This window comes from Alkalilacustris brevis (assembly GCF_003350345.1).
GTDB classification, from domain to species: domain Bacteria; phylum Pseudomonadota; class Alphaproteobacteria; order Rhodobacterales; family Rhodobacteraceae; genus Alkalilacustris; species Alkalilacustris brevis.
On sequence record NZ_QNVJ01000085.1, the window covers coordinates 22,993 to 43,787 of the forward strand.

Consider the following 20,795-nt stretch of genomic DNA (forward strand, 5'->3'; position numbering starts at 1 on the left):
ACCCTCAGACCGTCGGTATGCCCTGTTCTTCGCAATCGGCCACCGTGACCTCGGCGTCGATCGTCAATGCGCCGCGCGGCAGTGCCGACGAGATGGTGTAAACAGCATCTCCGCGCCAGATACCACCCTCGCGGCGCACATTCGTCCGCACGTGACGCGCGAAACCGTAGCCACGGATCAGCGAGTAACGCGCTGCAGCGCAGCGTGCATAATCCGCCACGTCGGCATTGTCACGCGCGCCGCGCATCGCCACCTGAAAATTCACCAGTTCACCATCCATCAGCCGCGTCTCGATCCCCAGGTATTCCGGCGCGAATTCCGCGCCGTTGCCGCGCGGCGGCGCGTTGCAGCCGACCAGCACAAGCCCCGCAAGGACCAGGCCGAAAAGGCTGCCGCGTGCCACCATGCCGTATCACTCTGCCGCCAGCGGCGCGATACGCCGCGCATGGGCCAGCGCACTCAGTTCGGCCATCTTCTCAGACGCCCGCGCAATCGGGTTGGTCAGGTAGAAATCGCTGACCGCGCTGCCAAAGGGGCCGCTTTCGGGCCGGGCCGCCGGCAGGGGTTGCCAGTCATTGACCGGCAGTTCATCGATCTCGCCCAGATGCGGTACCGCCGCGACCAGCGCCCGGCGCAGCGCCGCGACCGAGTCGTAAGCCAGCGGCGCGCCCAGCTCGCCCGATAGCGCGCGCAGGATCGCCCAGTTCTCGCGCGCGTCGCCCGGCGGGAATCCGCAGCGCAGGGCAATCTGCGGGCGCCCCTCGGTATTGACGAACAGCCCCGGCTCTTCGGTCCAGGCAGCAGCCGGCAGGATGATGTCGGCGCGATGCGCGCCCCGGTCACCATGGCTGCCCTGATAGATCACCAGCGGGCCTTCGGGCAGGTCGACTTCGTCGACACCCAGCGCGTAGACCACGTCGGCACGGTCGAGCGCGGCCTCGATGCCGCCCTCGCAGGTGGCGCCGACATCCATCGCCCCCACGCGGCCGGCGGCGCTGTGCAGCACCAGCAGGCCCGCGCCGCTCACCTCGGCCAGTTTCATCGCCTGCGCCAGCACGGCCTCGCCATCAGCACCGGTCAGCGCGCCCTGCCCCACGATCACCAGGCCGGGCGTATCGCTGGCCTGCGCCCCGGCCGCGAGACCGGCCAGCGCGGCGCGATCGTCACCATGCTCGGTCACGTCATAGGTCAGATCGACGGCTGCGCCGAAACGGTGCACCTCGGCGCCCGCCAGCCAGGCCTTGCGGATGCGTGCGTTGAGCACCGGCGCCTCGGCGCGCGGATTGGTGCCGACAAGGTAGATGGTCTTGGCGCTGTCGATATCCTCGATCGCCGCCGTGCCGACATAGGCCGAACGGCTGCCTGCAGGCAGCCTGGCGCCGTCCACACGGCACTCGACCACGCCGCCCTGCCCCTCGACCAGTTGCTTGAGCGCGAACGCCGCTTCGACTGGGGCCAGATCGCCCACCAGCCCGGCAAGCTTCTTCGCGGCCTTAACGGCCTGCGCTGCCGCTGCCAGCGCCTCGGGCCAGGTGGCAGGGCGCAGTTTGCCGTTCTCGCGGATATAGGGGCGGTCGAGCCGCTGGCGGCGCAGCCCGTCCCAGACAAAGCGCGTCTTGTCGGAAATCCATTCCTCGTTCACGCCATCATGGTTGCGCGGCAGCATGCGCATGACCTCGCGGCCCTTGGTATCGACCCGAATGTTCGAGCCCAGCGCATCCATCACGTCGATGGTCTCGGTCTTTTTCAGCTCCCAGGGGCGCGCGGTGAAGGCATAGGGCTTGGAAACCAGCGCGCCCACCGGGCACAGGTCGATGATGTTGCCCGAAAGCTCGCTGTCGATCAGCGCACCCAGATAGGTGGTGATCTCGGCATCCTCGCCGCGGCCGGTCTGGCCCATTACCGTCTGGCCCGCCACCTCGGTGGTGAAGCGCACGCAGCGCGTGCACGAGATGCAGCGCGTCATGTGGGTCTCGATCAGCGGGCCAAGATCCAGATCATCGGTCGCGCGCTTGGCTTCGCGAAAGCGCGAGAAATCAACACCGTAGGCCATGGCCTGATCCTGCAGGTCGCATTCGCCGCCCTGGTCGCAGATCGGGCAGTCCAGCGGGTGATTGATGAGCAGGAACTCCATCACCCCCTCGCGCGCCTTCTTCACCATCGGGCTGTTGGTGCGCACCACCGGCGGCGCGCCTTCGGGGCCGGGGCGCAGATCGCGCACCTGCATCGCGCAGGATGCGGCGGGCTTGGGCGGGCCGCCCACCACCTCGACCAGGCACATCCGGCAATTGCCCGCGATCGACAGCCGCTCGTGATAGCAAAACCGCGGGATTTCCTTGCCGGCCAGTTCACAGGCCTGGATCAGGGTCATCGCCGGATCGACCTCGATCTCGGTGTCGTCGATGATGATCTTGCGCAGATCGGTCATATGCTCACCTGGCTCTCAGAAGCGCGCCGGCCTGGCTGCCTGCGGCGATTTCCGCATGGCCAAGGGCGCAATAGGTTTCGGGCTTGTTCTCGACGACGCCATTGGCGTCGAAATAACGCATCACATGGGCGCGCATCAGATCCTTCTCGGCGCGGTCCTCGATGAAATTGGTGATCTCCTCATCCGAGAACCCAAGCGCATTGGCATGGGCGCGCAGCGAATGCAGGAAACTGTAGGCGCGCAGCAGACGCGGGGCGATCTCGTCGCAATTCTTGCGCACCTGGTCGGCCACCGCGATTGCGAAAAGGCCGTTATAGATTCGCTCGTTACTGCGCAGCGCCGTGTTGGTGTCGGACGGCGCCGCCGGTGCGGCCAGCGCCATCGCGACACTCAGCGCGGCAGACAGGGTCAGGATGCGCATGGCTCTCTCCATCACTCGGCGGCAACGGCGCTTGCGCGACCGGCACGGTTGGCCTTGATGCGGTCTTCGATCTCGTCGCGGAAGTTGCGGATCAGCCCCTGGATCGGCCAGGCCGCGGCATCGCCCAGCGCGCAGATGGTGTGCCCCTCGACCTGCTTGCTCACGTCGAACAGCATGTCGATTTCCTCGATCTCGGCCTCGCCGCGCACCAGCCGCTCCATCACCCGCATCATCCAGCCGGTGCCTTCACGGCAGGGCGTGCACTGGCCGCAGCTTTCGTGTTTGTAGAACTTGGCCAGCCGCCAGATCGCCTTGATGATGTCGGTCTGCTGATCCATCACGATCACCGCTGCCGTGCCGAGGCCCGAGCGCAGCTCTTTTTGCAGGTGGTCGTAATCCATGATCGCGTCGCGCATGTTCTCGCCGCGCACGCAGGGCACCGAAGAGCCGCCGGGAATCACAGCCTTGAGGTTGTCCCAGCCGCCGCGAATGCCGCCGCAGTGCCGCTCGATCAGTTCCTCGAAGGGAATAGACATTTCCTCTTCAACCACACAGGGCCGGTTCACATGGCCCGAGATGGCAAAGATCTTGGTGCCCGCGTTGTTGGGCCGGCCGAAACCGGCGAACCACGAGGCCCCGCGCCGCAGGATGGTGGGCACTACGGCGATGGATTCGACGTTATTCACCGTGGTCGGGCAGCCATAAAGCCCTGCGCCCGCCGGAAAGGGCGGCTTCATCCGCGGCATCCCCTTCTTGCCCTCGAGGCTCTCCAGCAGCGCGGTTTCCTCGCCGCAGATATAGGCGCCGGCGCCGTGATGCAGGTAAAGGTCGAAATCCCAGCCGGATTTGGCGGCGTTCTTGCCCAGAAGCCCGGCCTCATAGGCCTCATCGATGGCCGCCTGCAGCGCCTCACGCTCGCGGATGTATTCGCCGCGGATGTAGATGTAGCAGGCATGTGCCCCCATCGCGAAGCTGGCGATCAGGCAGCCTTCGATCAGCGTGTGCGGATCGTGGCGCATGATCTCGCGGTCCTTGCAGGTGCCGGGCTCGGACTCGTCGGCATTGACCACCAGATAGGCCGGGCGCCCGTCGCTTTCCTTGGGCATGAACGACCATTTCAGCCCGGTGGGAAAGCCCGCGCCGCCGCGCCCGCGCAGGCCCGACTGCTTCATCTCGTCCACGATCCAGTCGCGGCCCTTGGCAATGATTCCCGCCGTGCCATCCCAGTGCCCGCGCGCGCGCGCGCCCTTCAGGCTGCGGTCGGCCATGCCGTAGAGATTTGTGAAAATCCGGTCTTCGTCCTTCAGCATCTGCCTTATCCGTTCAGTTGTCCTGGCGCGCGCGCCAGATCTGGAATGTCACGATCAGCGCCCAGGCAAAGCCCGCCAGCGCAAGAAGATAGATCAGGAACTCGAACCGCACCGGCAGCCCGGCGACCTGCACGAGCAACGGCGCGAAGATCGCAGCCAGCCCGGAGACCGCAATGACCAGTGCGGCGATCCGGCCCTGTCGCTGCAATCGGCGATCGCGGTCAGGATCACGCATCAGGCGCCACCTTCGTTCGCCAGCTCACGCGCCTGACCCACCCAGTCATCGCGTTCGATCCGGCCACGCGCGCCAAGCTGTTCATCGGCCCAGGCGACCTGCGCTCCGGTCCAGCCGGCGATCTGGTCGTAATGCCAGATACCCAGCGCGTTCAGCTTTTCCTCAAGCTTGGGGCCGAGGCCCTTGATCTTCTTCAGGTCATCGGCTGCCCCCCCGCGCGGCGCGTCCAGCACGGCGGGCGCCTGCGTGGCATCCGGCTGCGCGCCCGCGGGATGGTCGCCGGTGGCGGGCGCGGCGCTGGTTTCGCCCTCGGCGGGTGTCGGGGTGGCCGTGGGTGCAGGCTTTTCCTCGGGTTGTACCCCGGCGGCCTGCGCGCCAGCCTGCGCGTTCTGCGGCGTCGGCGCGGCGGTGGGTGCGGGCTTTTCCTCGGGCGGCGCCGAAACCGCGGCGCCGGCGGCATCGCAAAGGAACTGAACGATCAGAAAGCCCAGCACCCCGGCCACGGCAAGCCCCAGGAGGGCCGAAAAGAACCATCCCCAGCCCCAGAGGCCGGCCATCAGGATGAACGCAACCACCCCGACCGCCGCGGCGATCAGCCACGATTTCATCTCGCAGCTCATGGATTCCAGGTTGTTGCTCATGATGTGGCTCCTTTTCGTGGCGATTCTGGTTGCTCTCGTCTCCCTAACGCTGCTCTCAGCTCTTGCCCTTGTCACCCTTTATCCCGGCCAGAGCCTTTGCCTGACCCGGCCAGTCGTCGCGGCGCGCGCGGCCCCGCAGCCCTGCAACATTGGCCTCGATCCAGTCGAGTTCGGCCTCGTCCCAGGCGGCGATCTGGTTAAAATGGAAAACCCCCATCGCGTTGAGCGATGCCTCAAGTTTCGGCCCCAACCCGCTGATCTGCTTGAGATCGTCGGCGCCGCCCTTGCGCGGCGCCTTGAGCATTTCCGGCGCGTGGCCGGGGACGGCCTCGGCGCCTTTTGCGCTTGCGGCCGGCACGGCGGCCTTTGCGGCGCGCGCCTGCTGCACGCTCACGCCGGTGCCGTCGACGGGCTTGCCCGCGGCGGGTTTCGGCTCTTTCTGCTTGCCTTGCGCCGGGCTGACCTTGCCTTGCCAGGGCGTGATCAGCGGCACCTCGCTGCCGTTGATCCGCTTGATCGTGTCGCCCTGCGCAACCGCCAGCGCAACCGAGGCGTTATGTTCGGCCCGGCCCTGCTCGTGCGCGGTCAGGCTGGTCAGCGCGCCTGCCGGTTCGCTGGCATAGCGCCCGTTCTGCGGCCCCGCCTGCGGCACCCGGCCGGCGGCCAGTTCGTCGATGATCCCGGCCAGTCGCTCGGCGGTCAGATCCTCGTAGTAATCCTTGCCGATCTGGGCCATCGGCGCGTTGGCGCAGGCGCCCAGGCATTCCACCTCTTCCCAGCTGAACTTGCCGTCTTCGGACAGTTGATGCGCATGCGGCGCGATTTTTTCGCGACACACGGCGACCAGATCCTCGGCCCCGCAAATCATGCAGGTAGTTGTTCCGCAAACCTGAATATGCGCAACAGAACCAACGGGTTGAAGCTGAAACATGAAGTAGAATGTCGCAACTTCAAGCGCGCGAATATACGCCATGCCCAGCATGTCGGCGACATGCTCGATCGCCGGGCGGCTCAGCCAGCCCTCCTGTTCCTGCGCGCGCCACAGCAGCGGGATGATCGCGCTGGCCTGACGCCCTTCGGGATACTTGGTGATCTGCGCCTCGGCCCAGGCCTGGTTGGCCGGCGTGAAGGCGAAGCTTTCGGGCTGTTCGTGGTGCAAACGGCGAAGCATTCTCGGTCCTACTGGGTCAATATGCAGATCACGGGGATATTGGGCACATCGCGGCTTTCGGCTCCGCCATGCAGGATTTCATCGAGCAGCACGGCTTGGCGCCGCTCCAGCGCCTCCTCGGTATCGGCGATGAAGCAGAGATACATCTCGGCCTCCTTGCGCATCCCGAACAGCGCGTAGCCAACACCCGATGTGGCAAAAGGCTCGAACCCATCGGCGGCCAGCTCTCCGAGATGGCGGAACTCCGAGATTTCCGGCTCCAGCGCCTGCGCCCCGAAAGGCAGGCACGCCGCAACAAGGCTCGCGATTGCAATACGCTTCATCTGTCAACCTCCCCGAAAACGATATCCATGGTGCCGATGATGGCGGCCACATCGGCCAGCAGATGCCCCTTGGCCACATGGTCCATCGCCTGCAGGTGCAGATAGCCCGGCGCGCGGATCTTGGCGCGATAGGGTTTGTTGGTGCCATCGGCCACCAGGTAAACGCCGAATTCGCCCTTGGGCGCCTCGACGGCGGCGTAGATTTCGCCCGCGGGCACGCGGAAGCCCTCGGTGTAAAGCTTGAAGTGATGGATCAACGCCTCCATCGAGGTCTTCATCTCGGCGCGGGGCGGCGGCGCGACCTTGCCGCGTGCCAGCACGTCGCCGGGCTCGCGGCGCAGCTTCTCGATGGCCTGGCGGATGATCTTCGTGCTCTCGCGCATCTCGGCCATGCGGCAGAGGTAACGATCGTAGCAATCGCCGTTCTTGCCCACCGGGATCTGGAAGTCGAACTCGTTATAGCATTCATAGGGCTGGGCGCGCCGCAGGTCCCAGGCCAGGCCCGAGCCGCGCACCATCACCCCGGAAAACGCCCAGTTCTGGATGTCTTCCTCGGTGACGACGCCGATATCGGCGTTGCGCTGCTTGAAGATGCGGTTCTCGGTCAGCAGCGTATCGATATCGTCCAGCACCCTGGGGAAGGTCTCGGTCCAGGCCTCAATGTCGTCGATCAGGTCGGGCGGCAGATCCTGATGCACGCCGCCGGGGCGGAAATAGGCCGAATGGAGCCGCGCCCCGCAGGCGCGCTCGTAGAAGATCATCAGCTTTTCGCGCTCTTCGAACCCCCAGAGCGGCGGGGTCAGCGCGCCCACGTCCATCGCCTGGGTGGTGACATTGAGCAGATGGTTCAGCACGCGCCCGATCTCGGAATAGAGCACCCGGATCATGGAGCCCCGGCGCGGCACCTCGATCCCGGCCAGACGCTCGATCGCGAGGCACCAGGCGTGTTCCTGGTTCATCGGCGCGACATAATCGAGCCGGTCGAAATAGGGCAGGTTCTGCAGGTAGGTGCGGCTTTCCATCAGCTTTTCGGTGCCGCGATGCAAAAGCCCGATATGCGGATCGGCGCGTTCGACCACCTCGCCGTCAAGCTCAAGCACCATACGCAAAACACCATGCGCCGCAGGGTGTTGCGGGCCGAAGTTGATGTTGAAGTTGCGGATCTTCTGCTCCTTGGTCAGAACATCGCCGCTTGCACTGCCGTCCATCATGTCAGACCTCGGGTTGTTGCGCGGCCCAGCCCGGCGGAAGCTCGCCGAACGTGTCGCGCACATAAGCATATTGCGGGGCAAGTTTCTCGCGCGCCGCCGCGGCCAGGGCCGGGTCGAGCGCCAGCGACACCCCCTCATAGACCCGCCGGGCGGTGTCGGGCACGACATAGCCGATGCCCAGGAACCCCGTCAGGCGGCGGATTGACGCCTCGGAAAACAGCGTCTCGTAAAACAGGATCAGCCGCTCGCCCGCCGGGATCGCGGCAAAGATGCGCTCAAGCGCGCCGCGATAGTCGCAGCGGCGGTCGATTTCGGCCTCGCCGCCCGCAAGCCAGCGATCCATCATCGCCCGCGCGGCGCCGGCCGGATCGGCGCGGCCCTCGGGGCGCGTCGGCGCCGTCTGCCGTATGTTCGACCACAGCCGCGCCACCGGGTCGCGCAGCACATAGAAGAAGCGCACGACCGGCGCGAGGCGGCGCATCTCGTGCAGGCGGGGCTCGGGCAGCAGGCTGTAGGCGGGGGTGATCTCTCCGATCACGCGCGCCTCTGCCGCGCGCCCGTTCTCCAGATAGGCCAAATAGGCCGCATGATCGGCCTGCCGCCGCTCGAACAGCGCGATCAGCGCGTCATGGGCGGCGATGTTGCGCTCCAGCCGGGCGCGTTGCGCGGCGGCGCCCGCATCGCGTAGCCGCGCGGCCAGTTCAGCACGGCGCGTCAATAGCTGCCTGATCCGCCAGTCATGGCTGCCGCGTTCGAGCGTGTCGAAGTAATGCGCTTCCTTCACCTCGCGCAGGTGGCACTCGGGGTGGTCGGTGAGGTAACGGTTGAGCCAGCTTGTGCCCGCCCGCGTCGCCCCCAGCCCGAACATGAGCGTGGCCTGCGCCATCGGCTTACTGCCCCCCGCCCTTTTCGCCCTGCGCCTTGTCGTCGCCGGGCAGGATGTATTCGGCCCCTTCCCAGGGCGACATGAAATCGAATTGCCGGTATTCCTGCACCAGGTTGACCGGCTCGTAGACCACGCGCTTGAGCGCCTCGTCATAGCGCACCTCGGTATAGCCGGTGGTGGGGAAATCCTTGCGCAGCGGATGCCCGCGAAAGCCGTAATCGGTGAGGATGCGCCGCAGGTCCGGGTGGCCGGAGAACAGGATGCCGAACATGTCGAACACCTCGCGCTCGAACCAGCCGGCCGATGGGTGCAGTTCGGTGATGGAGGGCACCATTTCATCCTCGCGCAGCTCGAACTTCACGCGGATGCGCTGGTTCTGCCACATCGACAGGAAATGATAGACCATGTCGAAGCGCTTGACCCGCTCGGGGTGATCCACCGCCGTGATATCCACCAGCGTGGTAAACTGGCAGGCCGGATCGGCCTTGAGGAAGCGGACGAACTCGAACAGATCGGACAGGCCGATCTTCACGGTCAGCTCGTCATGGGCGATGCTGCAGGCATCCTCGGCCAGGTCGGGCCTTTTCAGGCCGATATGTGCGGCCAGCTGGCTCAGGGCCTCGGTCATTGACGCGCCTCCTTATCGAACCAGGGTGCCGGTGCGGCGGATCTTCCGCTGCAACTGCAGGATTCCGTAAAGCAGCGCCTCGGCGGTCGGCGGGCAGCCGGGCACATAGATATCGACCGGCACGATCCGATCGCATCCACGGACAACCGAATAGCTGTAGTGGTAATACCCGCCCCCATTGGCGCAGGAACCCATCGAGATCACATAACGCGGCTCGGGCATCTGATCATAGACCTTGCGCAGCGCCGGCGCCATCTTGTTGGTCAGCGTGCCGGCCACGATCATCAGGTCCGACTGTCGCGGACTTGCCCGCGGCGCGGTGCCGAAACGCTCCAGGTCGTAGCGCGGCATGGAGGTCTGCATCATCTCGACGGCGCAGCAGGCCAGGCCGAAGGTCATCCAGTGCAGCGAGCCGTTGCGCGCCCAGTTGATGATGTCCTCGGTCGCGGTCAGGAGGAACCCCTTGTCCTGCAACTCGCGGTTCAACTCCTGCGTCGCGACCTCGCGGTCGGGGCCGGCGGCGTTGGTGCTCGTGCTCACTCCCATTCCAGGCCACCTTTCTTCCACTCATAGGCAAAGCCGACGGTCAGGATCAGCAGAAAGACCATCATCGACCAGAACCCAAGCATAGATATTTCCCCGAAGGCGACCGCCCAGGGGAACAGGAACGCAACTTCGAGATCGAAGATGATGAACAGGATTGCCACCAGGTAGAACCGCACATCGAACTTCATGCGCGCATCGTCGAAGGCGTTGAACCCGCATTCATAGGTCGAGACCTTCTCGGGGTCCGGGTTGCGCACCGCGATCACCACCGCCGCAAGCAGCAGCACGAGGCCAAGCGCCACGGCGATCCCGAGAAAGATGATGATGGGCAGATACTCTCTGAGAAGGGCGTCCACGGTCGGCTCCTCGGCTGGCTCTGAAATGCACGCTCGCACTTGCAGCGGGTTTACTCCTGCCTTGGGGCAGGGTCAACCAAAGCCCCCTGCCCGAAAGCGCGGAAATGGCGGGTTTCGCAACGGCAAGCCCGCATTTGCCGCACCGCAGCGCGCAGGCCGCACAAGCGACACGTGCTCCTGTGACCGCTAACGCCCGCCCTGGGCTCAGGTGAGTCGTTCGGCCAGGTCGTAAAGCGCCTCGTAGCTGTCGAGCAGCGCGTCGGGCTGAAGACGCTCCACCCCGCGCCCCTCGGGGCCGAAGGTGACCAGCGCCACGGGCACCCCGGCGGCGCGCGCAGTGTCACGGTCGGTGATCGTGTCGCCCACCATCAGCACGCGGCGCGGATCGCCCCCCGCCAGGCGGACGGCCTCGCGCAGCGGTGCCGGGTCGGGTTTGCGCACGGGCAGCGTATCGGCCCCCACCAGCGCGCCGAAAGCATCGCGAAACCCCAGGCGGAACAGCAGCAATTCGGCCAGGCGCGCGGGCTTGTTGGTGCAGATCGCCACCGCGTAACCCGCCGCGCGCAGCCGCTCCACCGCCGCCTCGGCGCCCGGGTAGACCCGGCTGTGCCGGTCGATATTGGCGGCATAGGACTCCAGCAGGAAGGGATACTGCGCATCGATATCGGCATCGCTCCAGGGGCGGCCCAGCCGCTCGAACCCCAGCCGCAGCATTGCCCGCCCCCCCGCGAAGGCCGCCGTGCAATCGCCGACAGGGTGAAGCATGTCGCCATGCCCGAGCACGCGGAAACAGGCATTCGCCGCCGCGATAAGGTCGGCGCCGGTATCGACCAGCGTGCCGTCGAGATCGAAAATCACCGTGCGCATCGGCCCTCCCGGCGGGTTTCCGCCAGTGCGGCGGATATTACGGCTGCGAAATCAATAGTGACTCATGCGGCTATTGCAGCCGGCCACTGTCTAAGTAAAACGGCCTGCAAGCAATGTTAAGCCCGTTCGCGGGCGGCTTGTCTTTCGCTGGCTGCGCGGCGCGCCGGCGATTTCGCGGCTGCACCGCACCGCATCACGGGCAGATCGAAGGGATCGAGGCAGATCATGTGTGGCATCGTCGGCATTCTGGGCCGTCACGAGGTGGCGCCGGTCATCCTTGAGGCGTTGCGGCGGCTGGAATACCGGGGCTATGACAGCGCCGGGATCGCCACCGTGCAGGACGGGCGGCTGGAACGCCGCCGCGCCGTGGGCAAGCTGGTCAACCTCTCGGACCTTCTGGTGCACGAGCCGCTACGCGGGCGCGCGGGCATCGGCCACACCCGCTGGGCGACCCATGGCGCGGCCACGCTGGAAAACGCCCACCCCCACCGCGCGGGGCCGGTCGCGGTGGTGCATAACGGCATCATCGAGAATTTCGCGGCGCTGCGCGAAGAGCTGGCCGCCGAAGGGGTCGGCTTCACCACCCAAACCGACACCGAGACCATCGCGCTGCTGGTCCGGCGCGAGCTGGAAAAGGGCGCCAGCCCCCGCGACGCCGCCGAGGCCACACTGGGGCAGCTCGAAGGTGCCTTTGCGCTGGCCCTGCTGTTCGAAGGCGAGGACGATCTGCTGTTCGTCGCGCGGCAGGGCTCGCCGCTGGCCATCGGGCATGGCGACGGCGAGATGTATGTCGGCTCAGACGCGATCGCGCTCGCCCCCCTGAGCGACCGCATCACCTATCTCGAAGAGGGCGACCGCGCCGTCATCACCCGCGCGGGCGCCGAGATATTCGACGCCGAAGGCCGCCGTGTGAACCGCGCGGTTCAGCGCATCGAGATGGACGCCGCGCGCGTCGAGAAATCGGGCTACCGGCATTTCATGGCCAAGGAGATCGCCGAGCAGCCGCGCGTCATGGCCGGGCTGCTGGAACATTACCTGCCCGCAGACGAGGCAGCCCGCATCGCCCTGCCCGAGGCGCTGGATTTCACCGATTGCGACCGCGTCACGCTGGTGGCCTGCGGCACTGCGCATTATGCCTGCCATGTCGCCAAATACTGGTTCGGCCAGCTTGCCGGGCTGCCCTGCGAGATCGACATCGCCAGCGAGTTTCGCTACCGCGACCCGGTCACCAGCCCGCGCGAGATTGCCATTTTCGTCAGCCAGTCGGGCGAGACCGCCGACACGCTGGCCGCGCTGCGCCATGTGAAGGACCGCGTGAAACAGGTGGTCGCGGTGGTCAATGTGCCCACATCCTCGATCGCGCGCGAGGCCGATCTGGTGCTGCCCATCCATGCCGGGCCGGAAATCGGCGTGGCCTCGACCAAGGCCTTCACCGCGCAGCTTGGCGTGCTGGCGCTGATGGCGCTGCGGGCCGGGCAGCAGCGTGGCAGGCTGGATCAGACGGCGCTGGCCGAACACACGACCGCCCTGCGCGCGCTTCCGGGGCTGATGAACAGCGCCTTGGGCCTAAACGAGACGATCGCCGACTTGGCCGAGGCGCTGGCCGGCTATCGCGATGTGCTGTTCTTGGGCCGCGGAACGATGTATCCCCTTGCCCTGGAGGGTGCTCTAAAGCTGAAGGAAATCAGCTATATACATGCTGAAGCTTACGCAGCTGGCGAACTCAAGCACGGCCCAATCGCACTGATCGACACCCAGGTGCCCACCATCGTCATGGCACCGCGCGATGCGCTGTTTGCCAAGACCGTCTCGAACATGCAGGAGGTCATGGCACGGCACGGGCCGGTGGTTCTGATCTCGGATGCCGAGGGCATTGCGGAGGCAGGCAGCGCGGTCTGGAAATCGGTCAGGATGCCCGAGGCCCCTGCCCTCACCGCGCCCATTCTCTATGCCCTGCCCGCACAGATGATCGCCTATCACACTGCGGTCGCCAAGGGCACCGATGTGGACCAGCCCAGGAACCTGGCGAAATCGGTCACGGTGGAGTGACCGCAAAAGGCCTGGCAGCGCGCCGTGCTACTGCGCAAATACTATCAGGTCGGGCAGCGCGGTAAGCGGCAGTTCCAGCGCGCGGAACGCGGCCAGCGAAAGCTGGCTGCCCGAACCCGGCGCCGCACCGGAGGGGCGCAGCTCCACCTGAACCGAGGCGCCGCTGGGCGCATGCAGCACACGCCCCTCGGCCGCTTGCGTGACCAGCCCGGTGCGCAGCCAGAAGCCCGGCTCGCCCGGCGGGCCGAGGCTGGCCGTGGTGCGCCCCAGCTCCCGCCCCTGCGCCGCCGGCGCAGCCAGCGCCGCGACACGCTCGGCCTGGGTGGTGGTGTCGAATGCCTCGGCGGTGCGTGCCCCGGACGGCGGGCGCACGCCCCCGCTGCCCGGCCGCGCCGCGGGCCGCGGAGTATCGGCAACGGGCGAGGCCAGCGCGACCTCCGCGCCGCCAGCGCCGCCGCGTTGAAACCGATCGAACGCACCGCATCCGCTCAGCAGCACAAGACCGCCCGCCAAAGCCATATATTTCAGGATCGGTGCCATGATTCCTGCTTAGCCCGCGAATTTTGCCCGATCAATGCACGGTCAGCACTTGCCCGAACACATCCGCGTGGCTAGGTTTCAGGCATGAGCACACCTTTGATCGACCCATTCGCCCGCCCGATCAACTATCTTCGGGTTTCGGTGACCGACCGTTGCGATTTCCGCTGTGTCTATTGCATGGCGGAAAACATGACCTTCCTGCCGAAGAAGGAACTGTTGTCGCTCGAAGAACTGGATCGCATGTGCTCCACCTTCGTCCGACTCGGGGTCGAAAAGCTTCGGATAACGGGCGGCGAGCCGCTGGTGCGACGCGACATCATGTCGTTCTTCGCCAAGATGACGCGGCATCTGGAAAGCGGTGCGCTGCGGGAGTTGACGGTCACCACCAACGGCTCGCAACTGCGCCGATTCGCGCGGCAGCTTGCCGATTGCGGGGTGCGGCGCATCAATGTCTCGCTCGACACGCTCGACGAGAAGAAATTCGCCGACATCACCCGCTGGGGGCGGCTGGCGCAGGTGCTCGACGGAATCGACGCCGCGCAGGAGGCCGGGCTGCGCATCAAGATCAACACCGTCGCGCTCAAGGGCTTCAACGAAGACGAGTTGTTCACCCTGCAGGAATGGTGCGCCGAGCGCGGGATGGACCTGACCTTCATCGAGGTCATGCCGATGGGCGATTTGGGCAACGAGGACCGGTTGGACCAGTACTGGTCATTGAAGGACCTGCGCGGCCGACTGGCCGAACGCTTCACCCTGCACGACCTGGCCGAGCGCACCGGCGGCCCGGCGCGCTATGTGCAGCTTGAAGAGACCGGGCAGAAGATCGGCTTCATCACGCCGCTGACCCATAATTTCTGCGAAAGCTGCAACCGCGTGCGGCTGACCTGCACCGGCGAACTATACATGTGCCTGGGGCAGGAGGACATGGCCGACCTGCGCGCGCCGCTGCGCGCCAGCGAGGGTGACGGGCAACTGGAAGAGGCCATCCGCGCCGCCATCGCGCGCAAGCCCAAGGGCCATGATTTCGACTATTCGCGCCAGAAGGTCGATGGCCAGATGACCCGCCACATGAGCCACACGGGCGGCTAGAGCAATTTCAAGTCAGGTGGAATGGCCTGACGGCTCGAACATTGCGCCAGAACATGAAGCTGCGAAAATTCGGTGTTTCAACGAAAATCCGAATTGCTGCAAATCGGCGCGCCCCTGTCGCGGCCACGCGCCTTTGGCCGACGTTGCGTCGTGGATATTTTCATCACAGTGAAGGGGCGGGCCTGTGCCCAATAGCGGGCGGGCGCGCCCGGATCGCACCCTGTCAGGTGGCGGCGCGCTTTTTCCTGCGGTCGCGCGCATGCACGGGCTTCCAGCGGTTGTGCAGCCAGAGCCACTGGGTCATGTGGCGGCGCACATGCGCCTCGAGGCTGTCGTTGAGTTCCTGGGTCATCTGCTCGGGCGTGGTATGGGCGATGGGCGGCTCGATCAGCAGGTCGAAATTGACGCCATCGGCGCGGCGCAGCCCGTAGACGGGCACCACGAGCGCATTGTATTTCAGCGCCATCTCGGCCGCCGAGAGCGCGGTATAGGCCGTGTGGCCAAAAAATTTCAGCGGCGCGCCATGCCGCATGCGCTGGTCGATCAGCATCCCGACCATGCCGCCGCCGCGCAGGAAGCGCACCATCTGGGCCAGGCCGCGACGGCTGCGCGGAAACACCGGCTGGCTGATGCGCGAGATTGCGGCGACATAGTGCGGGTTGAAGAACCGGTTGCTCATCGGGCGGTAAAGCCCGCCTACGCGAAAGCCGCGCTGGCTGAGCACGCCGCGCGGCACGTCGTAATTGCCGAAATGCCCCGAAACGAGAATCACCCCCCGCCCGCTGGCATGGGCTTGCTCGAGGGCGGCAAGGCCCTCTGCCCCGTGGATCTCGGCGGCGGCGGCAACCTTCAGAAACTCCTCGCCCGAGAAAATCTCGATCAGGGTGCGGGTGGCGTTGTCGGGCACCTCGCGGGCGATGCGCGCGACCTCGGCGCGGGGCAGGTCCGGGCACACCAGCGCCAGGTTGCGCCGGATGATCCGCCGAAAGCCCACCGCAGGCGCGATGATGCGCCCTGCAATCGCCCCCAGCAGCCGCAGCCGGGTTCTGTAGGGCAGACGGAAGCCCACCCAGAGCAGCCCGGCCACCAGCCGGGCGAAAACATAGTCGCGAACGGTCCGCATTTTCGGGAATCTGGCCAAACCGCCTGCCTCTTGCCGGTTGCGTCGCAGGGGCCGGCGCGGCGGGCGCGGCCCAGGGTCGGGCGCAGTCATAGTGCGCGCCCCGCGCAAGCTCAAGCGCCGGATCGCAGAGCGCCTGGCGCGATCCGCGCGGGTTCGCGGCGCGCGGGGGGCGGGGCATGGGGCGCAGGTGCCGCGCCGACCGGTGCCACAAGGCACGCGCGGCGCGGTGGCGGAGGCTCAGGCCGCCGCGTCCTCGGGGGTGACGATGGTGATTTCGCCCTCGGCATCAAGCGCGCGAATCGCGGCGATCACTTCGCTCATTGCGGCCTCGCCGTCATGCGGGCTGACCGCGGGGAGTTCCTCGGCCTCGTCGCGCAGGTTCTGGGCCATGCGCTGCGGCAGATGGGTCAGCAGAAACTCGGCCGCGGCGCGCTCTGCCTCGCTGCCTGATCCGGCGGATGCAAGCGCGCGCAGCAACACATCGTCTGCCACCTGCCGCACGATCCGGGGCACATCGCGCGCGGCGATGCGCACCGGGATATGGACGAAGGTGAAGATCGCGCGCCGCACCTCGGCGGCGAAACGGGGGGCATCCGCGTCTAGGCCGCGCAACACGTCTTCGCGGGTGCGCGAGGGCGCAGAGTTGAGAATCGCCCCGACCCGCTCACCCGGCCCGGCATCGAAGGCCCGATGGGCCTGGGCATCAATCTGCGCGGCCAGCGACAGGCCGATGCGGCGCACGGTTTCCGGGTCGATCCGGCCGGTGCGCGCCATGGCATGGGCGATGCGGCGCGCCTTTTCGCCGGGCAGGCGGGCCAACAGGTCAGCCGCGCGCGCCACGCTGAGCTTGGAAAGCATGACCGCCCCCACCTCGACGCCTTCCTCGGCAAGGAAGGGTGCAAGGCGTTCGGCATCGAGGCGGGCGATCCGCTCCCACGGGTCGGTCTTGGAGCCGACCCCGGCCAGCCGCCGCAGACGGCTGGCGGCCGAGGCGCTGATATGCCCGTCGAGCAGCGTGATCGCGCCATCGATGCCGCCGGGAAAGGCCAGCCCGGCCGCATCGAGCGTGGCGATGAATTCCTCGACCACCTGCTGCACGGTGGCGCGGTCGACAAGGCGCATGGTGCCGATCTGTTCGGTCAGCGCGGCCTGCACATGTTCGGGCAGCGTGGTCAGCGGCAGACGCCCGCCATGGGCCAGCAGCACCCGCACGACGATCGCGGCCTTCTGCCGCCCGCTCAACTGGCTGGCCCGGCGCGGCCCCGGATGCTGTGCATCCAGAATCTCGGCCCTTTCCGCGCCGGTTCCCGCAAATTCACCTGCCGCGCCCGCGTTCATCCGTTCCGCCCGTGTTGCCTGACCCCGGCGCAGAATGCGGCGGGCCGGGTTAATGACGGGTTGAGAGAGGACCCCACCGGCGCAAGCTGGCGGCGGCGGCGCGGCTTTATGGCAGGGGCAGCGCGGCAGGCTCAGCTTTCGCCGAAGACCCGCGCGAAGATCGTGCCAACATGCTTGGTGTGATACTCGAGGTCGAAATTGGCCTCGATCTCGGCCTCGCTGAGCGCGGCGCATACATCGGTGTCGGCCTTGAGCTCTTCCATGAAGTCGCGGCCCTGTTCCCAGACCTTCATCGCGTTGCGCTGCACCATGGCATAGGAGTCTTCGCGGCTGACCCCCTTTTGCGTCAGCGCCAGCATCACCCGCTGCGAATGGATCAGCCCGCGGAACTTGTTCATGTTGGTGGCCATGTTTTCGGGGTAGACGACAAGCTTGTCGATCACCCCGGTCAGCCGCGCCAGCGCGAAATCGAGCGTCACGGTGGCGTCGGGGCCGATGTTGCGCTCGACCGAGGAATGCGAGATGTCGCGCTCGTGCCAGAGCGCCACGTTCTCCATCGCGGGCAGCGCCATGGAGCGCACCAGCCGCGCCAGTCCGGTGAGGTTCTCGGTCAGCACCGGATTCCGCTTGTGCGGCATCGCGCTGGAGCCCTTCTGCCCCTTGGAGAAGAACTCCTCGGCCTCCAGCACCTCGGTGCGCTGCAGGTGGCGGATTTCAGTCGCGACGTTCTCGACCGAGCTTGCAATCACCGCCAGCGTGGCAAAGAACATCGCATGCCGGTCGCGCGGGATGACCTGGGTGCTGATCGGCTCGGGGCGCAGGCCCAGCTTTTCGCAGACATGCGCCTCGACAGACGGGTCGATATTGGCGAATGTGCCCACCGCGCCCGAGATCGCGCCGGTGGCGACCTCGTCGCGCGCGGCGGCGAGGCGGGTGCGGTTGCGGTCCATCTCGGCGTAGAAACGGGCGAATTTCAGGCCCATTGTCACCGGTTCGGCATGGATGCCGTGGCTGCGGCCGATGCAGACGGTATCGCGATGCTCGAACGCGCGGCGCTTGAGCGCGGCCAGCAGGGCATCCAGATCGGCCAGCAGGATGTCGGCGGCGCGCACAAGCTGGATGTTGAAGGTGGTGTCGAGCACATCCGACGAGGTCATCCCCTGATGCACGAAGCGCGAGGCATCGTCGCCGATGATTTCGGCCAGATGGGTCAGAAAGGCGATCACGTCGTGTTTGGTGACGGCCTCGATCTCGTCGATGCGGGCCACGTCGAACTCGGCATCGCGCGCCTTCCAGATGGTTTCGGCGTCGGCCTTGGGGATCACACCGAGCGCGGCCTGGGCGTCGCAAGCATGGGCCTCGATCTCGTACCAGATGCGGAACTTGGTCTGGGCCGACCAGATGGCGACCATCTCGGGGCGGGAATAGCGCGGGATCATGGGGCGCGGCCTTTCACTTGCTGGGAAGAGACGCGCGCCTGATAGACCGCGCGCGGGCGCACTGCAAGCCGCGCGGTGATCGGGGGCGTGGGCGCGGGTCGGGCCGTTGTCGCGCGTCGGCACATGGCGGCGCATCAACCAGAATGTTCAGCCCTGGCATTCGCCACCTGACAAATCGTTCTCATTGCCCTTCCATCGCGGCTTTGCCTGTATGGATGACATTGCGAGACACCGGGTTACGGGGCGGGGTGGGCGTTCGCTACGGTTGCAGCATGGGCTGGCCTGAGCGTCGGAAATCCTCGGAAAACAATATTACTCCGGATATAGAGCACGCAACTGCGTCGCCATATCATCCGGGACATATGGCATAAACGAGGAAACACAGGAGCGTTCAATGTCTGCCATTGCATCTTGCGTATCGAATGTCTTTCCAAGGACTCGTGACAGCGCAGCAACCGATAGATTTACAGAAAAGAATACCATTTCGTGGTGGGCCGACAAATTATCGATCATTTCACGCTTGCCGTTATGGCGCGAGGCAAAGAGAGCATAGCCGTGAAACGAACCATGAATGATCTCAGAGCTCACGTCGTGAATCATTCCTTCCACACCACCAAAAAACAGTCCTGCTCTCGCGTCAAACGCTGCCACCTGCTCCAGCATCTCTGCCCTACTTTCAACGAAGCAAGGACGGATGCCCGAGCTTCCACCGAACATTTCCAATGCGGCGACAACTTGGGGGTCTTTCCTTGACAAACGAGGGGTACGAGAAACGCGAAGAACAAATTTACCTGCTTGATGCGCCTGGGTCTGGTTTCTAAACGTCTTGTAGACCGAATAAAGTTCCGCACGCCTCGCACGTTCGGGTCCCCCAACACATGTGAAGGCTGCTACGAGCAAGGTCTCATAAAAACCCCGAGTTAGTGCGGTCGCCTCTTTCACTTTCAAACTTAGTTTTTTTGTCAGAGACAAGATGGAGACTAAAGTATTAACCCCAGAAAGCAGGTGTGTGGATGCGACGCGAATCAACTGCTTTCGTTCTTCAGAGGCTTCTGTTGCGCCCACCAAGATCAATGCAACATTGGCCCGATGAAGTGACAGTGAAAGCGCTTGAAGGGCTTCATGTTCCTTGGAGTGTTTCGGTGTGTCGAACTCTTCCACAAATACCTGCTGGCTCATTGGCACCCCTGCTACGGTCGAAATCTCGGAGAACCTAACAGTCGCTCAAATCTCCAGTAGTTTCTAGTCAACCTTCATCGAAATACCTTGTCCCGCCTCAGACTGGCAGCAACTGCAGCGCCTGGGATTGGTCGACCGTCCGCTCCGGCCTCAACACCATCAACGGGTATCTTGTGTCAGCCCCCTAGCGCAGGCGCGCCGCCGAGAGGATGCGCCCCGGTCCGGGTTCCTGCACCAGCACGACGATGGGCTCTTCGCCTTCGGCGCGCACATGAAAGGCGATGGTGCCCGAACCGCTCCACTCGCCCAGGGTTGTCCAGGCTGTCACGATATTATGGTAGGTCACGCGCCGGCCCGCATTTTCGCCTGCGCGGATATCGACTGTCTCGCGTTCGCGGTAGCGCACCAGTTCCACCAGCACGTCGCCTTCCAGCGGCGGCTCGGCCTCGATGTGGATTTCCAGCATCGACCCGGACCGCTTCAGCTGCCATTCGACCTGCGGCGGCCGACGCCCCTCTTCCAGGATCAGGTCGGCCAGGTCCATCGGGCGCAGCCCCTCCACCCGGTGCGTCCCGGCGACGATCATCTGCGGAGTGTAGATACTGCGGCTGCCCTCGGCACGGGCATAGGCCTTTTGCCGGGCGCTGAACTTGGGTTTGGCAAACCTGTCGCGCCAGCCGATGTAATCCCAGTAATCGACATGCAGCGCCAGCGCGATCACGCCGGGGCGCTGCGCCAGACGCGCCAGCAACTCATCGGCAGGTGGACAGGCCGAACACCCCTGCGAGGTGAAAAGTTCGACAACAACGCCCTCGTCAGCCTGCGCCCCGTTCTGCTGCGCGCTGACCTGCGCGGCCCCCACTGCGGCAAAGAGGCACAGCAAAAAGGCAAGGGCGGCGCTCGGAACGTGACGCATGGAGGCAGACTTTCGCAGTTGCGGTGACAGCGATTTAGACATGCCATAACCGCTTTGCCAATCAAGGTTTTGCGAGGGTCGCGCCCCACACTACCTGGT

Annotated in this window: 22 protein-coding genes; 2 read left to right on the plus strand and 20 right to left on the minus strand. The window is 65.7% G+C overall.

Annotated elements, in window-relative coordinates; translation table 11 throughout:
- Positions 1–4: 4 nt before the first annotated feature.
- The 14 genes from DQ229_RS13425 to DQ229_RS13490 all read right to left on the minus strand — a co-directional run bounded on the left by DQ229_RS13425 (position 5) and on the right by DQ229_RS13490 (position 11,023).
- The gene (locus tag DQ229_RS13425) at positions 5–406 is read right to left on the minus strand and encodes a hypothetical protein (RefSeq protein WP_114966774.1); all 402 of its coding nucleotides are present in this window, start codon (positions 404–406) and stop codon (positions 5–7) included.
- A 6-nt stretch (positions 407–412) separates the two neighbouring features.
- Positions 413–2,428: an NADH-quinone oxidoreductase subunit NuoG gene (gene nuoG / locus DQ229_RS13430; RefSeq protein WP_114966775.1), complete on the minus strand. Its 2,016-nt coding sequence runs from the start codon at positions 2,426–2,428 to the stop codon at positions 413–415.
- A 4-nt stretch (positions 2,429–2,432) separates the two neighbouring features.
- The gene (locus DQ229_RS13435) at positions 2,433–2,849 is read right to left on the minus strand and encodes a DUF5333 domain-containing protein (RefSeq protein ID WP_114966776.1); all 417 of its coding nucleotides are present in this window, start codon (positions 2,847–2,849) and stop codon (positions 2,433–2,435) included.
- Positions 2,850–2,860: 11 nt separating this feature from the next.
- Positions 2,861–4,159 (minus strand): NADH-quinone oxidoreductase subunit NuoF, encoded by a 1,299-nt coding sequence (gene nuoF / locus DQ229_RS13440; protein WP_114966777.1) that lies wholly within the window; start codon positions 4,157–4,159, stop codon positions 2,861–2,863.
- Between the two features lie 13 nt (positions 4,160–4,172).
- Entirely contained in the window at positions 4,173–4,394 is a 222-nt protein-coding gene (locus tag DQ229_RS13445) for a DUF5337 domain-containing protein (RefSeq protein WP_114966778.1), read from the minus strand.
- Positions 4,394–5,035, minus strand: a complete 642-nt coding sequence (locus tag DQ229_RS13450) for an NADH:ubiquinone oxidoreductase (protein ID WP_114966779.1) — start codon at positions 5,033–5,035, stop codon at positions 4,394–4,396. Before DQ229_RS13450 ends, DQ229_RS13445 begins: the two co-directional genes overlap by 1 nt.
- Before the next feature lie 55 nt (positions 5,036–5,090).
- Positions 5,091–6,206, minus strand: a complete 1,116-nt coding sequence (locus DQ229_RS13455) for an NADH-quinone oxidoreductase subunit E (protein WP_114966780.1) — start codon at positions 6,204–6,206, stop codon at positions 5,091–5,093.
- An 8-nt stretch (positions 6,207–6,214) separates the two neighbouring features.
- Positions 6,215–6,529 (minus strand): hypothetical protein, encoded by a 315-nt coding sequence (locus DQ229_RS13460; protein WP_114966781.1) that lies wholly within the window; start codon positions 6,527–6,529, stop codon positions 6,215–6,217.
- Complete coding sequence (locus DQ229_RS13465) at positions 6,526–7,737, minus strand: NADH-quinone oxidoreductase subunit D (protein WP_114966823.1); 1,212 nt, start codon at positions 7,735–7,737, stop codon at positions 6,526–6,528. Before DQ229_RS13465 ends, DQ229_RS13460 begins: the two co-directional genes overlap by 4 nt.
- A gap of 4 nt (positions 7,738–7,741) precedes the next feature.
- A complete protein-coding gene (locus tag DQ229_RS13470; RefSeq protein WP_114966782.1) occupies positions 7,742–8,626 on the minus strand; it encodes a sulfotransferase in 885 nt (294 codons plus the stop codon).
- Positions 8,627–8,630: 4 nt separating this feature from the next.
- Complete coding sequence (locus DQ229_RS13475) at positions 8,631–9,254, minus strand: NADH-quinone oxidoreductase subunit C (RefSeq protein WP_114966783.1); 624 nt, start codon at positions 9,252–9,254, stop codon at positions 8,631–8,633.
- A gap of 12 nt (positions 9,255–9,266) precedes the next feature.
- Positions 9,267–9,800 carry a NuoB/complex I 20 kDa subunit family protein gene (locus DQ229_RS13480; RefSeq protein ID WP_114966784.1) on the minus strand — a complete coding sequence of 178 codons (534 nt, stop codon included), beginning with the start codon at positions 9,798–9,800 and terminating at the stop codon, positions 9,267–9,269.
- Positions 9,791–10,156, minus strand: coding sequence for an NADH-quinone oxidoreductase subunit A (locus DQ229_RS13485; RefSeq protein ID WP_114966785.1), 366 nt, complete (start codon positions 10,154–10,156; stop codon positions 9,791–9,793). Before DQ229_RS13485 ends, DQ229_RS13480 begins: the two co-directional genes overlap by 10 nt.
- Before the next feature lie 204 nt (positions 10,157–10,360).
- On the minus strand, positions 10,361–11,023 hold the full coding sequence (locus DQ229_RS13490; protein WP_114966786.1) for an HAD-IA family hydrolase: 663 nt from the start codon (positions 11,021–11,023) through the stop codon (positions 10,361–10,363).
- A gap of 225 nt (positions 11,024–11,248) precedes the next feature.
- Between DQ229_RS13490 and glmS the strand changes: the two genes are divergently transcribed.
- Positions 11,249–13,072, plus strand: a complete 1,824-nt coding sequence (gene glmS / locus DQ229_RS13495) for a glutamine--fructose-6-phosphate transaminase (isomerizing) (RefSeq protein WP_114966787.1) — start codon at positions 11,249–11,251, stop codon at positions 13,070–13,072.
- A 27-nt stretch (positions 13,073–13,099) separates the two neighbouring features.
- On the opposite strand, the gene DQ229_RS13500 is transcribed toward glmS, so the two are convergent.
- Positions 13,100–13,612, minus strand: a complete 513-nt coding sequence (locus tag DQ229_RS13500; RefSeq protein ID WP_238381084.1) for a hypothetical protein — start codon at positions 13,610–13,612, stop codon at positions 13,100–13,102.
- Positions 13,613–13,696: 84 nt separating this feature from the next.
- On the opposite strand from DQ229_RS13500, the gene moaA reads away from it, so the two are divergent.
- The gene (moaA, locus tag DQ229_RS13505) at positions 13,697–14,701 is read left to right on the plus strand and encodes a GTP 3',8-cyclase MoaA (RefSeq protein ID WP_114966788.1); all 1,005 of its coding nucleotides are present in this window, start codon (positions 13,697–13,699) and stop codon (positions 14,699–14,701) included.
- A 223-nt stretch (positions 14,702–14,924) separates the two neighbouring features.
- Here the strand turns inward: moaA and DQ229_RS13510 are convergent, their stop codons facing one another.
- From DQ229_RS13510 to DQ229_RS13530, 5 genes are all read right to left on the minus strand, one after another.
- The gene (locus tag DQ229_RS13510) at positions 14,925–15,824 is read right to left on the minus strand and encodes a lysophospholipid acyltransferase family protein (protein WP_114966789.1); all 900 of its coding nucleotides are present in this window, start codon (positions 15,822–15,824) and stop codon (positions 14,925–14,927) included.
- A 237-nt stretch (positions 15,825–16,061) separates the two neighbouring features.
- Positions 16,062–17,162 (minus strand): flagellar motor switch protein FliG, encoded by a 1,101-nt coding sequence (locus DQ229_RS13515; RefSeq protein WP_114966790.1) that lies wholly within the window; start codon positions 17,160–17,162, stop codon positions 16,062–16,064.
- 131 nt (positions 17,163–17,293) lie between these two features.
- Positions 17,294–18,601 carry an adenylosuccinate lyase gene (gene purB / locus DQ229_RS13520; protein ID WP_114966791.1) on the minus strand — a complete coding sequence of 436 codons (1,308 nt, stop codon included), beginning with the start codon at positions 18,599–18,601 and terminating at the stop codon, positions 17,294–17,296.
- A 312-nt stretch (positions 18,602–18,913) separates the two neighbouring features.
- On the minus strand, positions 18,914–19,780 hold the full coding sequence (locus tag DQ229_RS16395) for a hypothetical protein (RefSeq protein ID WP_155326529.1): 867 nt from the start codon (positions 19,778–19,780) through the stop codon (positions 18,914–18,916).
- 184 nt (positions 19,781–19,964) lie between these two features.
- A complete protein-coding gene (locus tag DQ229_RS13530; protein WP_114966793.1) occupies positions 19,965–20,696 on the minus strand; it encodes a DUF1223 domain-containing protein in 732 nt (243 codons plus the stop codon).
- Between the last annotated feature and the right edge of the window lie 99 nt (positions 20,697–20,795).